Raw genomic sequence first — 16,751 nt, 5'->3', positions numbered from 1 at the left:
GCATCGGCCGCGCCGCGCATCACTGTAAATCGTCGGGATAGGGAAAGTCAGCGGCACTCAGTGCCGGCGTACGATAAAACGCCTGAAGCGCACGGATAAACTGCGCCGGACGCGGGGGGATACCCTCGGCCAGATAGCTCAGCACCTGCTCTCGCACCCGGCGCTGAAACGCGATGCGATCCGGCTCGAAGCTGCCCTCCAGATTATCGCAGCTGACGTTAAAGGGGTAGCCGGCGGCGGCGCAGAACAGCCAGTCCAGCGCCTGCGGCTTAATCTCTACCGCCTCAAAGCGCGACTGCGTGTCGGCGTCCCGCCCGTCCGGGCAGTACCAATAGCCATAGTCCTCCAGGCGGCGACGTGCCTCCCCGGCGATGCACCAGTGTGAGATCTCGTGCAGCGCGCTGGCATAGTAGCCGTGGGCAAACAGAATGCGGTGATCCGGATGCGCGTCATCCGCCGGCAGATAGATAGGTTCGCCGTCGCCGGCCACCAGGCGGGTGTGGTATTCGCTGCCGAACGTCTGCGCGAATAGATCGATTAACTGCTGATAATGATGGGTCTCGGGCATGGTCATCTCTGGGCCTGATGAGAAAATAACGCGCGGCGCCGCGGCGCCGCATCACGGTGGCAGATTGTCGCACAGGCGCCGCCGCCTTGCATCAGCCGCGCTACAGCCAGCGCTGCACCCAGGACAGGATATCGCTGCCGTGGTTGTCATACAGCAGCTTAATGCTCATGATCAGCGACATCACAACGATCATCGGCCGGATCAGCTGCTGCCCGCGGGTTAGCACCATCCGAGCGCCGAGGCGGGCGCCGATCGCCTGTCCGACCAGCATGCACAGCCCCACGCTCCACACGACGTTTCCCCCGATGATAAACAGCAGCAGGGACGCCGCGTTAGAGGTAAAGTTGAGCACCTTGGCATGCGCCGTCGCCTGGGGAAGCGACAGCCCCAGCAGCATGACATAGCCCAGCGCATAAAACGAGCCGGCGCCGGGGCCGAAAAAGCCGTCATAAAAACCGACGCTGGCGCCGCCCAGCACGGCAAACAGCGGCATACCGACGCGCCGCACCCCCTCCGTCGCCCCCAGCGACGGCGTCAGCAAAAAGTAGAGCCCGACCCCGATCACCAAAAACGGCAGCAGCTGGCGTAATATCTCCGCCTGCAGGCGCTGCACCAGCAGCGCGCCGGCCGCGGCGGCCAAAAACGTCAGCAGAATGACCCACTTTTGCTCGGCAAGGTTGACCACCCGGCGACGAATAAAGTAGAGGCTGGACGAAAACGATCCCCCCACCGACTGCAGCTTGTTGGTGGCCAACGCCTGGGCGGGCGGCAGCCCGACGGCCAGCAGCGCCGGCACCGTCAACAGTCCGCCGCCGCCGGCAATGGCATCGATAAAGCCGGCGAACAGCGCCACGCAAAATAAAACCCCGAGCAGCTCGGGAGAAAGCAATAGCGTCTCCATGATCCTTGTCTGAACCGTCCCATCGTGTTGTATACGCCCCATATCACATCGACAGCATCGGATACAAAAAACGTATGCATCAGTATGTGATTGAGACCACTAAATAGGCCGCTATCATGACAAACAATCTCGCTGCGGTAACTGACTTTTATCATGCCACCGATGCGATACCCGGCGATGGGGAGCGGGCAGCGCGGGCGATGGGGCGCCTCACCATCTTCCGACGCGGCCCGCGTGCCCACCCGTGACTGCCAAACAGCCGCAGAGCCCGGCGCGCCCACGGCGAAGGGCAACCGGGCAGAGCGGGCAGGACTATTCAATAAAGCCAAGCTTGAAGAGCTGCTTACCGGCCAGCGAAGCCAGCGAGGGATCCTCTGGATAGACCGGCAGCAGGGGGAAAAATACCGCGCCGCCAATGATGCTGCGCCGCTGGCGATCCGACGGACTCAATCCCCAGATATTTTGGTAGGTCATTGGCACCGCCTGCCCATGAACGAACGAATTGCCGATATACAGCATGATATGCCCCTGAATGTAGACCAGCGTCGTGAATGGCCGGCCATGCGTGGTCAGGTAATCCAGGCGGGAACGGAGGCTATACGGAGAGAGATCGACGGTTCTGGACACCGCCTGAATCTGTGCGGCGGAGTTGCGCGGCAAAAAGATGCCGAACGGCAGCATCAGGCTACGGATCTCCGATGAGCAATCATTGTAAAATTGGTAATTTCCCCAGCCGTAGGGCTTTCCGCCCATGGTTTTCATCAGCGTTGCCATATTCTGCGGCGTCATGCGCCACGGCATGGCGGTAAAGGCGCTGGCGCTCAGCGTCACCCAGCGGAGGCGCGCCTTACCGTCCGCGCCGAGCGTCGGAACCGCCGTTCGGTAATACCCCGGCCACGCCGCGCCAAACGGCAGTATCGTGCCGGGGCGGGCGATAAAATAAAACCGCTTACCGTCGTGCACCGAGACCGGGGCCTGAATAAATGCCCCCAGATTTTTCTGCGCCAGCCTCCGCCACTCGGCGATAAACCGACTATCCGCCGCGGCCACGTCATCGCTTTTGACCCAGCCCATCACCGTGGGAGAGACAACATATTTCCAGCCGGTGTCCCGGCTCAGCGTTAATACGTAGACAGGCGTGCCCGGCCGAATCGACGACATCTGCAGATCGTCGAAGGGATATCCCTGCCCGGCCAGGTGCGGATCGCCGTAGGCCGGCTCCGCGGTCGGCAGTGCCCTGACCGCCGTCTCTCTTAGCGTAATCCCCCGCTGCCCCGGGTGAAAAACGCTATCGATTGTGGATGCGCTGTTCTGCATTAACTGCGCTTTCCACTCAGGCGGATTCAGCCGAAAGTTACTGCCCCAAGAGCGGCTCTCGGGGAGGAGAAACTGGTGAATAATGCGCTCGCGGTTCTCTCTCGCCTCGCCCTGCAGCAGGGCGCTGATATATTCCGCATTCCACGGGGATTTATCCTGAGGATTAATGCCAAAATAGGATGATTTTAATTGGGTAAAATGGCGATGTTGCGCTGACACATCCATTAGCGCAACCGTATAGTCCTTGCTTTCAGGCTGAATCCAGCGGTCGACAGACTGCGGATAATTCTGCAGAGGAAAGCGCGATTTGGTCGGATCGATGACGCTTCCGTGCGCCGTTGCGGGAGGCGATGAGACGCCGCGCCCTCCTTCCATCTGACATCCGGAAAGCAGTAGGGATAAGGCGAATAAGGGCAATTGTATCCACCCAGAAACCGGACGATTTATCATATTTTATCTCCCATGCTGAGCAGCCTGCCCCATTGTCTACATAATGGTCCTCTCGCTATGTCATCGCACATCCAGAATAAACGCCGACTCAACCATCCTTCTATTTTCTAACGCCAGACGAAATATCATTAGCTTTTATTCACGTGACTTATAGATAACTCGATGATCGATAAGTAAACAAACAGCAGATGATACGTACGGAACGCTGGATATAACCGAATAACGCGGATTGGCCATAGACAAATGAATCGGTTTTTTTTGCAAAGATTAGATATTTCACCCGCCTACAATAACGAGCTCAATGCTACTGAAAAAAGGATGGCGCGTTATGTTGACTTTGAATTCCGAGCTGGAATGGTCCGGTGTTGGAAGCATTTGTACAGATCAAAAGGCAAAAACCTACGTCAGCGATGCATTTAACATAGCCTATGGGCAGCCGACGAAAGAGCTGCTCCCGGCGGGGACAGCCTTATACAAATTCAATGGATTTAATTCATTGGCAAGGTCCCCGATCACTGACGATAGCCCGCTATCTCCCTGGTGGAGCCCGGTCCAGCCATTCCGGTACGATGGCGGTCTGCGCCAGCGTATGCTGATCGCTAAGCAAAACGGGGTATCAATGAGGGAATGGGGACGACTCACCTCCGTGATCAAAGAAAACTGGAGCTCTCTCGAATACTTACTTGAGATAACCCTCAAGGTTCCCGTCTATGCCTGGTTCGGTGGATTTAAGGGCATGTCGCGCATTGATAATGGTATGACCTCTAGACGAAATATCACGCTGGAACAAAAAGGCCGGAGCTCAATGCTCCCCGGCGGGGCCACACAGTTCTATATTCCAAACCTGACGGTCGGGCATATCAGTAGCCACCAATTTTCAATATTGAAATAGCGCTTATTACGTCAAAACCCATCCTCCTTTCAAGGGAATTATCCCCGAACAGAGCCCCTTATCCCGAGTATTAACGGCCTGCCGCCGGCGCCGTTAATACCCGATGGAAAGCATCGAGCCCGGGGAATAATCGGATAGTCGAGATTGGAATGAATATGTATTTTTTACAAAGATTGGCTAATTCATTCACCTACAATCGCTATCCATAACGTTACGCAGTGTTGTAAGAAATGTTACGGAGATGACTTCATGGCAAGTGAAAGCAAGCAGCATACTTTGGATCGAGTTCGCTCGCCAAGAGTGCAGATTACCTACGATGTGGAGATTGGCGATGCGCAGGAAATGAAGGAGCTGCCATTTGTCATGGGGGTGCTCGGTGACTATTCAGGACAGCCGGCAACCCCGCTTCCCAAGCTGAAAGAGCGCAAATTCGTTTCGATTGATCGCGACAACTTCAACGATGTCATCAAAGGGGTGCATCCCCACCTGTCATTCCGCACCGAAAATACCCTGAGCGGAGACGGCAGCCAGCTGTCGGTGGATCTGCATTTTCAGAGCATGGCGGACTTCACCCCTGAGCGGGTCGCGGCGCAGGTCGAACCGCTGCGTAAGCTGATGGATATCCGCAGCCGCCTCTCTGACCTGAAAAACAAGATGTACAGCAATGAGCGCCTGGGAGAGGTATTGCAGGGCATCATCGAGGATACCGAAAAGCTGCAGAGTCTGGGCAAAGAGACCGGTTTTGGCGAGGAGAAGCAGCCATGAGCGAACAGAACTTGCCAGAGAACAACGCCGCCGAGAGCGCGGCGTTAGAGGGCGGCCTGCTGGATAGCATCATCACGGAAACCCGGATGGCGCGTAGTGACCTGGAGAAGGCGCGGGCCCGGGATCTGCTGGGTGAATGGGTTAGTGAGGTTCTGTCGGGAACGGTGACGGTGTCCGGGGATGTGCTGGCCAGCATTGAGGCGCGTATTGCCCAGATCGATGCGCTGCTTTCCACCCAGCTGTCCGCCATTATGCATGAGCCGGATTTCCAAAGGCTGGAAGGGTCATGGCGAGGACTGCATTACCTGGTACATCAAAGCGAGACCGGTACCGGCCTGAAGATCCGCATGCTGAACGTCAGCCGCAAAGATCTGATCCGCGACTTTAAGAGCGCCGCCGAATTTGATCAAAGCGCGCTGTTCAAGAAAGTCTATGAGGAGGAGTACGGTACCTTTGGCGGCGCCCCCTTTGCGGCCATGATCGGGGATTACGAGTTCAGCAACCACCCGGAGGATCTGTTTCTGCTGGAGGAGATCTCACACGTTGCGGCGGCGGCCCATGCCCCCTTCCTCTCTGCCGCCAGCGCCGGAATGTTCGGTCTGGATAGCCTGACCGAGCTGTCGATCCCCAGGGATCTGGCCAAGGGCTTTGATACGGTTGAGTATGCCAAGTGGAAGTCGCTGCGTCAGTCGGAGGATGCCCGCTATATCGCCCTGGCCCTGCCCCATGTGCTTGGGCGGCTGCCTTACGGCGCCACGACGGTGCCGGTAGAGGCATTCAACTTTGAGGAGGATGTCAACGGCAAGGAGCATGGCAAGTATCTGTGGCTGAACGCCGCCTATGCGCTGGGCACCCGCCTGACCCAGGCCTATGCCAAATATGGCTGGTGCGCCGCCATCCGGGGAGCCGAAGGGGGCGGCCTGGTGGAGGGACTGCCGGCGCACACCTTTACCACCGATGATGGCGAAGTCGAACTCAAGTGCCCCACCGAGGTGGCCATTACCGATCGCCGGGAAAAGGAGCTGGCCGAGCTGGGATTTATCGCCCTGACCCACTGTAAGGGTACCGACTATGCCGCCTTCTTTTCGACCCAGTCGGTGCAAAAGCCCAAGGAATATGACAGTGACTCGGCCAATGCCAACGCCAGGATCTCCTGCCAGCTGCAATATATTATGGCCACCTCACGCTTCGCCCATTACTTAAAATCGATGGTCCGCGACAAAATCGGCAGCTTTATGAGCCGTAGTGAATGTGAATATTTTCTCAATCAGTGGATCAGTAATTATGTGGTCGGCTCGGATGATGCCGGCCAGGATATCAAGGCGAAATATCCATTACGGGAAGCCCGTATTGATGTCAGTGATATTCCAGGCAAACCGGGGTTCTATAAGGCGGTAGCCTATTTAAAACCCCATTTCCAACTGGAGGGGCTGACCGCGTCTTTACGTCTAGTCGCCGATCTGCCACCGCCGGCGCAAGGCTAACTATTTGGCCGAGCTTATTTACCACGTATATCCAAAACGCAGTTTATCTTGTCACAAGAGAGGTCCGCTATGGCTTTTGATACATATATCAAACTGGATAAGGTTGATGGAGAATCCACCGATGATAAGCACAAAAAATGGATTGAAGTGCTGGGCTTTGCCTGGGGAGCCGGCAACGAGTGCACGATGGAGAGCGGCACCCAGGGGCTGAATACCGGTAAGGCCATGATGTCGGTCCTCCGAGTCACCAAATGGATGGACAGCGCCAGCGTCAAACTGGCCTCCGCCGCCGTTCAGGGGCAGAACTTTCCCACGCTGGAGCTGGAGATTTGTACCCAGGCGGGCGATAAGTTCGCCTTCTGCATCTACAAATTTACGCATGTCGCCGTCTCCAGCTATCAATGCTCCGGGGCCACGGGCGGCAGCGACCGTCCGCAGGAAACCATTGATTTCGCCTATAAAGAAGTGACCTGGGAATATATTCCCCAGGATCAGAGCGGCAAGGCGGGCGGCAAAATCGGCCCTGAGGGCTGGAGCCTGATTACCAACAAGAAAAAGTAAGACACTCACAGCGGGGCGCAGTGCGGTGGGCGTCCGACGGACTTCACTCTGCGCTGTCCCCCGCTGGATACGGATAGGCGATATCCCTTCTGCTTTATATGCAGATAGGCTACATCGGTAGGAGCATGTGATGAATATTGACGATCTCACTGATGACGAGCTGTGGCAACAGCTGGGGCCAAAGCCAAAGCGGCAAGCCGGGTTTTACAGTGCGGCAGTGCTGCCTACCGACATACTCCGTATGGCGGACGTTGTCATCACGCATGAGCTGAAGTTCGACTCAGAATCCTTTGGTGCGCTGCTGAAGAAGCTAAAGGCGTACCAAGATGATGCGATGAATCAAAAAGCCACCTCACTGCTGCGCCCGCCGCAGTGGCCTATCGACAGCCATCCTGCTGATGCGGGGGGACATAGTATCAGCGTCCCGCAGGTCATCGGCCACATCGGAACCCTGACCTCCAGCGCCAATCAGGCTGCTGCGCTGTACGGCTATATCCAGAGGGCATCGGGGCCGTTACCAACGGATGCGCGAGGCATCGCCACCTTTTCAACCTCAACGGTATCCAATGTGCTGGGTACCGCGAACCTGATCAATACCGCTGACAATATCTTAGGAAACCCATTGCCCAAGCCGGCCAAAACGGCGCTGACGGCGGTGAACAAGATGGCGGAGGGGGTCTCCCCCTATATCGCGCTGACCAATCAGATCATCGCAGCCACGCAGGGAAGTGTCTCCGTCGGCGGTAACGCGTTACTGAGCACCGTCGGCCATGCCGTGGGCGGCGGCGTCGGCGCCGCGCTGTCGGCCGCCGCCACCCCGGTCGGGGTCATACTGAGCCTGGCCCTAACCTCGGCCGGCGTGGCGTCGACCATGAATGTGTATGGCACGCTGTGGGATCTGCGCCAGCGTTTGTATCCCTGCACCTGCGGCCAGTGCGATGGACGGCTCAAGTTTATTATCGAACGCTATGATCAAAGCAATATGGCCAAAGCGACAGCCTTTGCCGCCGGCTTTATCATGGTGGGACTACTCCCGCTGATGGCGATCGGAATACGCAAGCTGCACCACCGCAGGCAGGGCACAGCCTCCCACAAGCACCAGATGTGTTTACAGATGATTCAGGCGGCCAGAAGCCGGGGAATCCAGATGCAAGGAACCCCCGGCGCGGCGCCGCTGAACGGAAAACCCTGTATGCCCGGCTTTCAGGTCACCACGCCGGGCTGCCCGACCGCCATCGCCACCATTGCGCTGCTGATGGGAGAGCACGGAACCAAAGACGGCTATCTGAAAACGCTGGCGATCATGCTGTCGACCGACGGCGTCGACAGCCTAAAAAAGACAATCCCGTGAGTTAAGCCATGATCCTTCATCATATCCTCCGCCCCTCCGTGCTAGATCGTCTGTTCGATGATTTCCCGCAGGAGGGAACCGAACGGACATCAGAGCGCCGGTATGACCTGGCCCACTTTCACAGTGCCGTCAGACGGGATGTGGAGAATGTGCTGAATACGCGATCCGCGCTGTCGCTGGATACCGTTCAGTGGCCCGAGCTGGAAAAGTCGCCCCTGAATTATGGCCTGCCGGACTGTTCAAATCTGAGTGCCGCCAACGCCGAGGATCGGGAGTGGATCCGCCAGCATATCGAGCGGGCCATCGATCTGTTTGAGCCCCGGCTGAGCCAGGTCCGGGTGCAAATCTATCTGGATGAGAAAACCGGCATCAGTCAGCTGATATTCAGGATCGAGGCATTACTGGAGGTGGATCCCACGCCGGAGCCGGTGATGTTTGATGCCGTTTTGGATGTTTCAACGCAGCTGTATCGAATTGACAGGTGACGCATGGTCGAGCTATTGCCCTACTATAACCGGGAGCTGGCGTTCCTGCGCCAGCTGGGACGCGAGTTCGCCTCCCAGTATCCCAAGGTGGCCGGCCGCCTTCTGCTGGAGGAGGGGGTATCGGAAGATCCGCACGTCGAGCGGCTGATCGAGGCCGTGGCATTTCTCTGCGCCCGGGTGCATCACAAGATTGATGAGCAGTTTCCCGAAATTACCAATGCGCTGCTGGGGATCCTATATCCCCACTACCTGCGCCCGATCCCCTCCCTCTCCCTGGTCCAGTTTTCGGTCGATCCGGCGCAGACTAACCTGTCAGGCCCGCTGCGCCTGCCGCGGCATACCAACCTGCTGTCCCGCCAGGTGGATGGCATGGCATGCCGGTTTCGCACCGCCTACCCGGTGGAGATTTGGCCCGTATCGGTCATCCATGCCTGCTTCGCCCCCGCGCGGCAAACCAGCCTGTCAGTGCAGCAGCAGGGAAGCGCCGGTCTGATCTGTATCCGGCTGCAGACCCATCCGGGGCATCATCTGAATACCCTGGGGATGGATAAACTGCGCTTCTTTCTCCAGGGGGAGCCGGCCGTGGTGCACACCCTGTATGAGCTGCTGTTCAACAATGTCACCAAGGTGGTCCTGCGCGCCGGAGCGTCGGAGTGGACCCTGCCTGCCGGCATCATCTCACCGGTAGGATTCGACGAGGATGAGAGCCTGTTTGACTACGATGCCCGCTCGTCCCAGGCCTACCGCCTACTGCATGAATACTTTGTCTTTCCCGACAAGTTCCTGTTTTTTGATATAACCGGGCTGCTGCAGGCCACCCCGCTACCGGAGGCCTGCCAGGAGATCGATCTGTTGATCCATCTGTCGGCGTTCGAGCGGGAGGGACGCCTGGCCAAACTGACCGATACCATCGACGCCTCCACGTTCCGGCTGGGATGCACTCCGGTGGTCAACCTGTTCCGGCAGCGGGCAGAGCCGTTGCAGATAACCCACCGTAAAACCGAGTACCCGATTATTCCCGACGTCCGCCGCCCCTGGGGCATGGAGGTCTATTCGGTCGATGCCGTCAGCAAGCTGGTCGAGAATGGCGGGCAGGAAAAGACGAAGTGCTACCGCCCCCTGTTCGGCCTGCATCACGCCAACGACAGTGAGCCGCAGCGGGTGTTCTGGATGGAAAACCGCCGCGGCGGGCTGCACGGAGATGACCCGGGGCAGGATGTCTACTTATCCCTGGTGGATTTGGATTTTGACCCCAACCAGTCATCGACGGAAACCCTGAGCATCGATGTAACCTGCACCAACCGTGAGTTTCCATCCCTGCTGCCCTTCGGCGGTGTCCAGGGGGACTTCGAGGTGGACGGTGGCTCTCCCGTCACCCGGATCCACTGCCTGCGCAAGCCGACGCCCACCCTGCGTCCGGCCCACGGCAGGGCCGCCATGTGGCGGCTGATCTCTCACCTGAACCTGAACCTGCTCTCCATCACCGGTGAGAACGAGGAGGCGACCGAGGCGTTCAGGGAGCTGCTCGGGCTGTATAACTTCAGCGACTCCCCCGCCCTGCGTCAGCAGATTGCCGGCATTGTCAGTATCAATAGCCAGCCGGCGACGGCGCGCCTGTGCAGCCGGAATCAGGCGGCGGTGGTGCGGGGCATCGAAATCACCCTGGTGCTGGACGAGAGCCAGTTTGAGGGCTCCGGGGTGTATCTGTTCAGCGCCGTGGTGGAGCGATTCGTCAGCCAGTATGGCGCCATCAACAGCTTCACCCGCCTGCACGTCCGCACCCGGCAGCGGGAGCAGGCGCTCAAGCGCTGGCCGCCGCGGGCGGGCAAGGCGGTGCTGTCATGAGCGACGCCCTGACCCCAAAGTCCGTGCTGGAGCAGCTGTATGCCCGGCCCTACGAGTTCGATTTTTTTCAGGCCGTCAGGATACTGGAGCTGCAGCAGCTAAAGTGTGGCTGCCAGGAGCTGCCGCTGCGCTTCCGTACCCATCTCTCCCTGGCCACCCCGGCCAGCAGTATCTATGCGCTGCAGCCCCCTGCGGCAGACCAGCCGCAGGTCATGACCATCAACTTCATGGGGCTGACCGGCCCCTCCGGGGCACTGCCGACGCGGTATACCGAGATGCTGCTGGAGCGTCGCCTGCAGCATCGGGATCAGACCGCCCACCACTTTTTTGATCTGCTCAATCACCGTCTGATCACCCTGTTTTACCAGGCATGGCGCAAGCATCAGGCGACGGCCGATCTGGAGTGCGGCCTGCAGGCCGACTGGCGTCAGATGCTGCTCTCCCTGGCCGGTCTGGGCACGCCGGGACTGCAGAACCGGCTGAAAAAAGACGGCGTCAATGACGATGTCTTTGCCTATTACGCCGGCCGGTTCGGCGCACGCTCGCTCAGCGAGGAGGGGCTGCGCACGCTGCTGACAGACTATTTTTCCGTACCGGTCGAGATCCTGCCCTTTCAGGGGCGATGGCTGAAGCTGGATGAGGCGGATCGCCTCTCCCTGGGGCGCCAAAACTGCACCCTGGGCGAGTGGCCGGTGCTGGGGCGGCAGGTATGGGATGCCCAAAGCCAGTTTAGGATCCGCCTCGGCCCCCTGCGCTATACGCAGTTTCAGGCGTTTTTGCCGGGGGGCAAGGACTTTCGGGCGCTGACCCGGTTGGTCCGTTTCGCCATTGAGATCGCCGTAACATTCGATATTCAGCTGGTGCTGGCCGCCAGCGAGGTACCGCCCTGCACGCTGGGCGATGGCCAGGCCGGGGCGGCCCGTCCCGGATGGATTGGCTGGCTGGGCGGCCGCCCCGCCAGGCTAGGCGATGCCGACGAAGTGGTATTACAGGCGTCAGGGGAGCGTCAACACGCGCGATAAGCCGGGCGTGCTGACCAGATGCCCGGCGGCCAGCGCCTCTTCAGGCGGAAAGAGGGCGGCCGGGCGAAGTGACTGACATTCATTAACGGGAAAGCCCGTTTTTCGGGGAGAGGGTTCAGTGAATACAGATTTGAAAGCCTTGACGGGGAAAATGAACCAGACCTGCCATCAGGCGCTGGAGGCAGCGGCGGGCCTGTGCCTGTCGCGGGGCCATCACGAGGTCGAGATCGAGCACGTGCTGCTCAAGCTGCTGGAGACGGACAACACGGACCTGGCGCGCCTGCTGCAGCACTATGGGGTCGACGCCGGCCGTTTTCAGCGGGACGTGGAGCGGGCGCTGGATCGTCTGAAGGGCGGATGTAGCCGGCAGCCGGTGCTTTCCCCCCACCTGCCGCGGCTGCTGTCTGATGCCTGGCTGATGGCCTCCGTCAACTGTGGCGAGAGCCAGATCCGCAGCGGCCATCTGGTCATGGCCCTGCTGGATGACCCGGTGCTGCAGCAGCTCGCCAGGGCGCTGTCGCCAGAGTGGGCGGCGTGGTCAGCGGCAGATCTGCTGCACCAGTGGCCCGCGCTGGCCGCGGGCAGCAAAGAGGCGACGGCGCGGAGCGCGCCGGGCGCGGGCGCCCCCCCCTCACCCGCCCTGGATCAATACACGGTAAACCTGACCGAGCGAGCCCGCCAGCATCAGCTGGACCCGGTTCTCGGGCGCGACGGCGAGATTCGGCAGATGATCGATATCTTACTGCGCCGCCGGCAGAACAACCCGATTCTTACCGGTGAGGCCGGCGTAGGAAAAACCGCCGTGGTCGAGGGGCTGGCCCTGCGCATTGCGGCCGGAGAGGTGCCGGATAGCCTGCGCGGCGTTGCCCTGCGGATGCTGGATCTGGGCCTGCTGCAGGCGGGTGCCAGCGTCAAGGGCGAGTTTGAGCGGCGCCTCAAGGCGGTCATCGACGAGGTGAAGGCCTGCAGCGAGCCGGTCATCCTGTTCATCGATGAGGCCCATACGCTGATCGGCGCGGGAGGCGCGGCTGGCCAGAATGATGCCGCCAACCTGCTGAAGCCGGCGCTGGCCCGGGGAGAGCTGCGCACCATTGCCGCCACCACCTGGAGCGAATACAAAAAATATTTCGAGAAAGATCCCGCCCTGGCGCGGCGCTTCCAGGCCATCAAGGTGGAGGAGCCCAGCGAGGAGATCGCCATGGTGATGCTGCGCGGCATGCTGACCAAAATGCGCCAGCACCACCGGGTGCGGATTCTGGATGAGGCAGTGACGGCCGCCGTCAGGCTGTCACACCGTTATTTAACCGGCCGACAGCTGCCGGATAAGGCGGTCAGCGTGCTGGATACCGCCTGCGCCCGCATTGCGCTCGGGCAGCGTACCCTGCCGGCCCCCGTCGAGGACGCATGCCGGCATCTGGAGCATCTCCAGACCGAGATCGCGCTGCTGGAGCAGGAGCAGGCCGGCGGCCTCGATCACGGCAGCCGTCTGGCGACGCTGCAGGAGCAGGCCCGGGTCGCCCGAGAGCACTATCAGACCCTGGAGCAGCGCTGGATAGAGGAGTGCGAGCGGGTCGCCGACATTCAGGCGCTACAAGCGCAGCTGGAGCAGGAAGATGGCCCGGAGCGCGCTGAGGTGCTGGCCCGACTGGAGCAGGCCGTTTTGGCGCTTGAGCAAATGCAGGGCCGGGAGCCGCTGGTGCAGACCTGTGTGGATGAGTCCGCCATTGCGGCGGTGATCTCGGCATGGACGGGGATTCCGCTGGGCAAGATGGTACAGGATGAGCTGGAGATGGTCCGCCAGCTACAGACGCGGCTGGCCGAGCGGGTCATCGGACAGCCCTATGCCCTGGAGACCATCGCCCGGGGTATTCGCCTGTCCCGCGCGGGACTGGAGGATCCCAACAAGCCCATCGGCGTGTTTCTGCTGGTCGGTTCCAGCGGCGTGGGAAAGACCGAGACCGCGCTGGCGCTGGCCGAAACCCTGTATGGCGGCGAGCGCAACCTGATCACCATCAACCTGTCGGAGTTTCAGGAGGCCCATACCGTTTCGACGCTGCGGGGCTCGCCGCCGGGCTACGTCGGCTACGGCGAGGGCGGCGTGCTGACGGAGGCGGTACGCCGCAAACCCTACAGCGTGGTGCTGCTGGACGAGGTGGAGAAAGCCCATCCGGATGTCCTGGAACTGTTCTTCCAGGTGTTTGACAAGGGGATCATGGACGATGCCGAGGGGCGGGAGATCAACTTCCGCAACACCGTCATACTGCTGACCTCCAACGTCGGCAGCGACACCCTGATGGCCTACTGTCAGGACGGCATGACGCCGCCCGAGCCGGAGCAGCTGTGCGAGGCGCTGCGGGACGAGCTGACCCAGGCCTTCAAGCCGGCCTTTCTCGGACGCCTGCAGGTGGTGCCCTACTACCCGGTGCGGGGCGCGGTGCTGAAACAGATTATCCGTCTCAAGCTGGATAAGATTGCCCGCCGCTTCCAGCGCAACCATCAGGCCACCTTCCATTACGACGAAGCCCTGGTGGACGGCATCGCCGAGCGCTGTACCCAGCCGGACAGCGGCGCCCGCCTGATCGATAACATTCTGTCGGCCCAGCTGCTGTCCGGTATGGCGGACGCGGTGCTGGCGCGGATGGCCGCCGGTGAGCCGGTGTCCGATATCACCGTCTCGATGGATGAGCACGGCCGGCTGACGGGATCGCTAGAGGGGAGTGACTGATGGGATTAACGTCGGATAGCCGGCTGTTGTCCTTGTCCACCCCGCTGGGCAAGGATGCCTTACAGGTGGTGCAGTGCCGGGGCGAAGAGGCGATCTCCGACCTCTACCGCTTCGAGCTGGAGCTGTTCTCCACGGACCCTGCGCTGGAGTGGCAAAAGCTGGTCGGGCAGGCCGCCGCGCTGCGGCTGGCCTTGCCGGATGGCCAGACTCGCTACTGGCATGGCGTGATCGGCCGGGCCTCATACCGGGGCGCCGAGCAACACGGATTCGCCTATTATGCCGAGCTGGTGCCGCGCCTGGCCTGGCTGCAGCACGCCCGGGAGTGTCAGATCTTCCAGGAGAAGACGGTGCCGCAGATTATTGAGGCGGTGCTCAAGGCGCGGGGCATCAGCGATTTTCGCCTCGCCCTGTCGCAGCGCTACGCCCCTCGGGAATACTGCGTACAGTATCGCGAATCGGACCTCGACTTCATTAGCCGGCTGATGGCGGAGGAGGGCATTTTCTACTGGTTCGATCACAGCGAAAGCCGCCATGTGATGGTACTGGCCGATGGCAATGCCGCGGTCCAGCCCTGCAAGGTGCGCTCAGACATCGTCTACCGACCAAAGCATATGAGCGAGTCCGGCGATGATATCCAGTGGTGGATGCCCTCCCTCGCGGTCGTGCCGGCCAACGTCCTCCTGAACGCCTATACCTTTGAACAGCCGACCGCCAGCTTGCTGACTTCCAGCGCCTCGGTGGCCAAGCAGGGCAAACTGAGTGACGTGGCGGTCTATGATTTTACCGATGGCTATACGCAGACCCGCGAGGGAGAACGGCGCGCCAAGCTGAAGATGGAGGGGCTAGAGGCCATGCAGGCCCGGATAGAGGGCGGCGGGCGCTGCCGCACGCTGGCCCCGGGCTATGGCTTCAGCCTGCAAAAACATCTCCGCAAAGACTGTAACGGTGACTATCTGCTGTTAAGCGTACGGCACGAGATCGTCAACAACCTGCCGTGGCAGGACCAAGAGGTGAACTACCAGAACCACTTTATCTGCCTGCCCAAATCCCTGCCTTACCGGCCCCTGAGCCCAACGCCCCGCCCGGTGATCCATGGCGTACAGACGGCCGTGGTCACCGGCCCGCAGGGCGAGGAGATCCATACCGATCGGCATGGCCGGGTTAAGGTCCATTTTCACTGGGATCGCCTGGGCACACAGGATGATAAAAGCTCCTGCTGGATCCGGGTGGCACAAGGCTGGGCCGGGCTGGGCTGGGGCGGGATGCAGCTGCCCCGGGTAGGTCAGGAGGTGATCGTGGATTTTGTCGATGGCAATCCGGACGCCCCCCTGATCACCGGTCGGGTCTATAACGCCCACCAGACGCCCCCCTTCAAGCTGCCTGACAATAAGACCCAGAGCGGCATTCAGACCCGCAGCACGCCCAATGGCAATCCGGAGCACTTCAGCCTGCTGCGCTTCGAGGACAAGATGGGCGCGGAGGAGGTGTTCATACGCTCGGAGCGGGATTTTCGCCGTCTGGTGAAACACGATGACGAGCTGACGGTCGAGCACGACCGGAGGGTGACCATCAAGAATGACTGCACCGAAACGGTCTCCGAGGGGAACTACCTGCAGAGCATCACCAAGGGCAAGCATACCCGGGTGATCGAGGGCGACACCCGCACGGAGGTGAAGTCAGGCAACAGTACGCTACAGGTGGACAAGGGGGATCACGCCACCAGGGTATCGGCGGGAAGCCTCCATCTGGAGGCCGGCACCTCGATAACCCTGAGCGTGGGCAGCAACCGTATCGTCATCGACAGCGGCGGCGTACTCCTAGAGGGCATGAATGTCACCGTGAAGGGGAAACAGTCCATTGCGCTATCCGGCCTCAGCGTCGCGATAACGGGCACCCAGTCGGCCAGCCTGAGCAGTTCGGCTGAGGCGGAGGTCTCCTCTTCCGTGATGACCTCCATCAAGGGCGGCATTGTCAAGATCAACTGATTTTCTCTCTCCGCACCCCCGCAGAGCCCCGCGCTTCGGCCCAGGCGCTGCGGTAAGGGAGCGGTACTTACGCAACTGAATAAGGAGTCTATCCATGGGACAACCTGCCGCGCGTTTGACGGATATGCACGTCTGCCCGATGCAGACCCCGGGCGTCCCCCGGTGCCGCACGTTGGCGGGCCGGTCATCGGCCCCGGCGTTCCCACGGTACTGATCGGCGGACTGCCGGCGGCGGTACTGGGCGACATGCTGACCTGCGTCGGCCCGCCCGACACCATTATCAAGGGCAGTGCCACGGTGCTGATCGGCGGCAAGCCCGCCGCCCGCATGGGCGACAGTACGGCCCATGGCGGCACCATCACGCTGGGTTGCCCCACCGTGTTGATCGGCGGCTAAGGGA

At 60.6% G+C, this 16,751-nt stretch carries 13 protein-coding genes and 1 pseudogene; 11 read left to right on the top strand and 3 right to left on the bottom strand.

From position 1 onward, the window contains the following. Positions 1-19 precede the first annotated feature (19 nt). The 3 genes from QY76_RS08205 to QY76_RS08195 form a co-directional block, all read right to left on the bottom strand. Positions 20-568, bottom strand: coding sequence for an elongation factor P hydroxylase (locus QY76_RS08205; RefSeq protein ID WP_081854047.1), 549 nt, complete (start codon positions 566-568; stop codon positions 20-22). Positions 569-668: 100 nt separating this feature from the next. Then, entirely contained in the window at positions 669-1,469 is an 801-nt protein-coding gene (locus QY76_RS08200; protein WP_045424190.1) for a TSUP family transporter, read from the bottom strand. 312 nt (positions 1,470-1,781) lie between these two features. Then, positions 1,782-3,161: an SH3 domain-containing C40 family peptidase gene (locus tag QY76_RS08195; RefSeq protein WP_235439464.1), complete on the bottom strand. Its 1,380-nt coding sequence runs from the start codon at positions 3,159-3,161 to the stop codon at positions 1,782-1,784. Positions 3,162-3,564: 403 nt separating this feature from the next. Here QY76_RS08195 and QY76_RS19235 point away from each other — a divergent pair, with 403 nt between their 5' ends. From QY76_RS19235 to QY76_RS08140, 11 genes and pseudogenes are all read left to right on the top strand, one after another. Beyond that, complete coding sequence (locus QY76_RS19235) at positions 3,565-4,128, top strand: hypothetical protein (RefSeq protein ID WP_225865102.1); 564 nt, start codon at positions 3,565-3,567, stop codon at positions 4,126-4,128. 249 nt (positions 4,129-4,377) lie between these two features. Further along, positions 4,378-4,893, top strand: a complete 516-nt coding sequence (tssB, locus tag QY76_RS08185) for a type VI secretion system contractile sheath small subunit (protein WP_045424188.1) — start codon at positions 4,378-4,380, stop codon at positions 4,891-4,893. Continuing rightward, positions 4,890-6,377, top strand: a complete 1,488-nt coding sequence (gene tssC / locus QY76_RS08180; RefSeq protein ID WP_034162666.1) for a type VI secretion system contractile sheath large subunit — start codon at positions 4,890-4,892, stop codon at positions 6,375-6,377. The genes tssB and tssC overlap by 4 nt, the downstream gene beginning before the upstream one ends. Positions 6,378-6,446: 69 nt before the next feature. Beyond that, the gene (locus tag QY76_RS08175; protein ID WP_034162667.1) at positions 6,447-6,938 is read left to right on the top strand and encodes a type VI secretion system tube protein Hcp; all 492 of its coding nucleotides are present in this window, start codon (positions 6,447-6,449) and stop codon (positions 6,936-6,938) included. A gap of 130 nt (positions 6,939-7,068) precedes the next feature. Further along, positions 7,069-8,289: a hypothetical protein gene (locus tag QY76_RS08170; RefSeq protein ID WP_034162668.1), complete on the top strand. Its 1,221-nt coding sequence runs from the start codon at positions 7,069-7,071 to the stop codon at positions 8,287-8,289. 8 nt (positions 8,290-8,297) lie between these two features. Beyond that, entirely contained in the window at positions 8,298-8,774 is a 477-nt protein-coding gene (tssE, locus tag QY76_RS08165; protein WP_045424186.1) for a type VI secretion system baseplate subunit TssE, read from the top strand. Positions 8,775-8,777: 3 nt separating this feature from the next. Then, positions 8,778-10,619 (top strand): type VI secretion system baseplate subunit TssF, encoded by a 1,842-nt coding sequence (gene tssF, locus QY76_RS08160; protein WP_034162670.1) that lies wholly within the window; start codon positions 8,778-8,780, stop codon positions 10,617-10,619. Continuing rightward, a complete protein-coding gene (gene tssG / locus QY76_RS08155) occupies positions 10,616-11,641 on the top strand; it encodes a type VI secretion system baseplate subunit TssG (RefSeq protein WP_045424183.1) in 1,026 nt (341 codons plus the stop codon). The genes tssF and tssG overlap by 4 nt, the downstream gene beginning before the upstream one ends. 118 nt (positions 11,642-11,759) lie before the next feature. Beyond that, on the top strand, positions 11,760-14,366 hold the full coding sequence (gene tssH, locus QY76_RS08150; RefSeq protein ID WP_081854046.1) for a type VI secretion system ATPase TssH: 2,607 nt from the start codon (positions 11,760-11,762) through the stop codon (positions 14,364-14,366). After that, entirely contained in the window at positions 14,366-16,351 is a 1,986-nt protein-coding gene (locus QY76_RS08145) for a type VI secretion system Vgr family protein (RefSeq protein ID WP_034162673.1), read from the top strand. Before tssH ends, QY76_RS08145 begins: the two co-directional genes overlap by 1 nt. Positions 16,352-16,445: 94 nt before the next feature. After that, positions 16,446-16,747 (top strand): annotated as a pseudogene (locus tag QY76_RS08140) (PAAR domain-containing protein). The last annotated feature ends 4 nt before the right edge of the window (positions 16,748-16,751 follow it).

It is taken from the genome of Edwardsiella sp. EA181011, from assembly GCF_000800725.1.
Classification (GTDB): Bacteria; Pseudomonadota; Gammaproteobacteria; order Enterobacterales; family Enterobacteriaceae; genus Edwardsiella; species Edwardsiella anguillarum.
The sequence above is the reverse complement of the archived record's forward strand: the minus strand, read 5'-3'. Positions and strand labels throughout refer to the sequence as shown.

What these genes read in the sequence shown, in the direction of transcription:
- tssF (WP_034162670.1), top strand. Translation starts at nt 8,778, where the DNA reads ATGGTCGAGCTATTGCCCTACTATAACCGGGAGCTGGCGTTCCTGCGC.
- QY76_RS08145 (WP_034162673.1), top strand. Translation starts at nt 14,366, where the DNA reads ATGGGATTAACGTCGGATAGCCGGCTGTTGTCCTTGTCCACCCCGCTG.
- QY76_RS08170 (WP_034162668.1), top strand. Translation starts at nt 7,069, where the DNA reads ATGAATATTGACGATCTCACTGATGACGAGCTGTGGCAACAGCTGGGG.
- tssE (WP_045424186.1), top strand. Translation starts at nt 8,298, where the DNA reads ATGATCCTTCATCATATCCTCCGCCCCTCCGTGCTAGATCGTCTGTTC.
- tssC (WP_034162666.1), top strand. Translation starts at nt 4,890, where the DNA reads ATGAGCGAACAGAACTTGCCAGAGAACAACGCCGCCGAGAGCGCGGCG.
- QY76_RS19235 (WP_225865102.1), top strand. Translation starts at nt 3,565, where the DNA reads ATGTTGACTTTGAATTCCGAGCTGGAATGGTCCGGTGTTGGAAGCATT.
- QY76_RS08200 (WP_045424190.1), bottom strand. Translation starts at nt 1,469, where the DNA reads ATGGAGACGCTATTGCTTTCTCCCGAGCTGCTCGGGGTTTTATTTTGC.
- QY76_RS08205 (WP_081854047.1), bottom strand. Translation starts at nt 568, where the DNA reads ATGCCCGAGACCCATCATTATCAGCAGTTAATCGATCTATTCGCGCAG.
- tssB (WP_045424188.1), top strand. Translation starts at nt 4,378, where the DNA reads ATGGCAAGTGAAAGCAAGCAGCATACTTTGGATCGAGTTCGCTCGCCA.
- QY76_RS08175 (WP_034162667.1), top strand. Translation starts at nt 6,447, where the DNA reads ATGGCTTTTGATACATATATCAAACTGGATAAGGTTGATGGAGAATCC.
- tssG (WP_045424183.1), top strand. Translation starts at nt 10,616, where the DNA reads ATGAGCGACGCCCTGACCCCAAAGTCCGTGCTGGAGCAGCTGTATGCC.
- QY76_RS08195 (WP_235439464.1), bottom strand. Translation starts at nt 3,161, where the DNA reads ATGGAAGGAGGGCGCGGCGTCTCATCGCCTCCCGCAACGGCGCACGGA.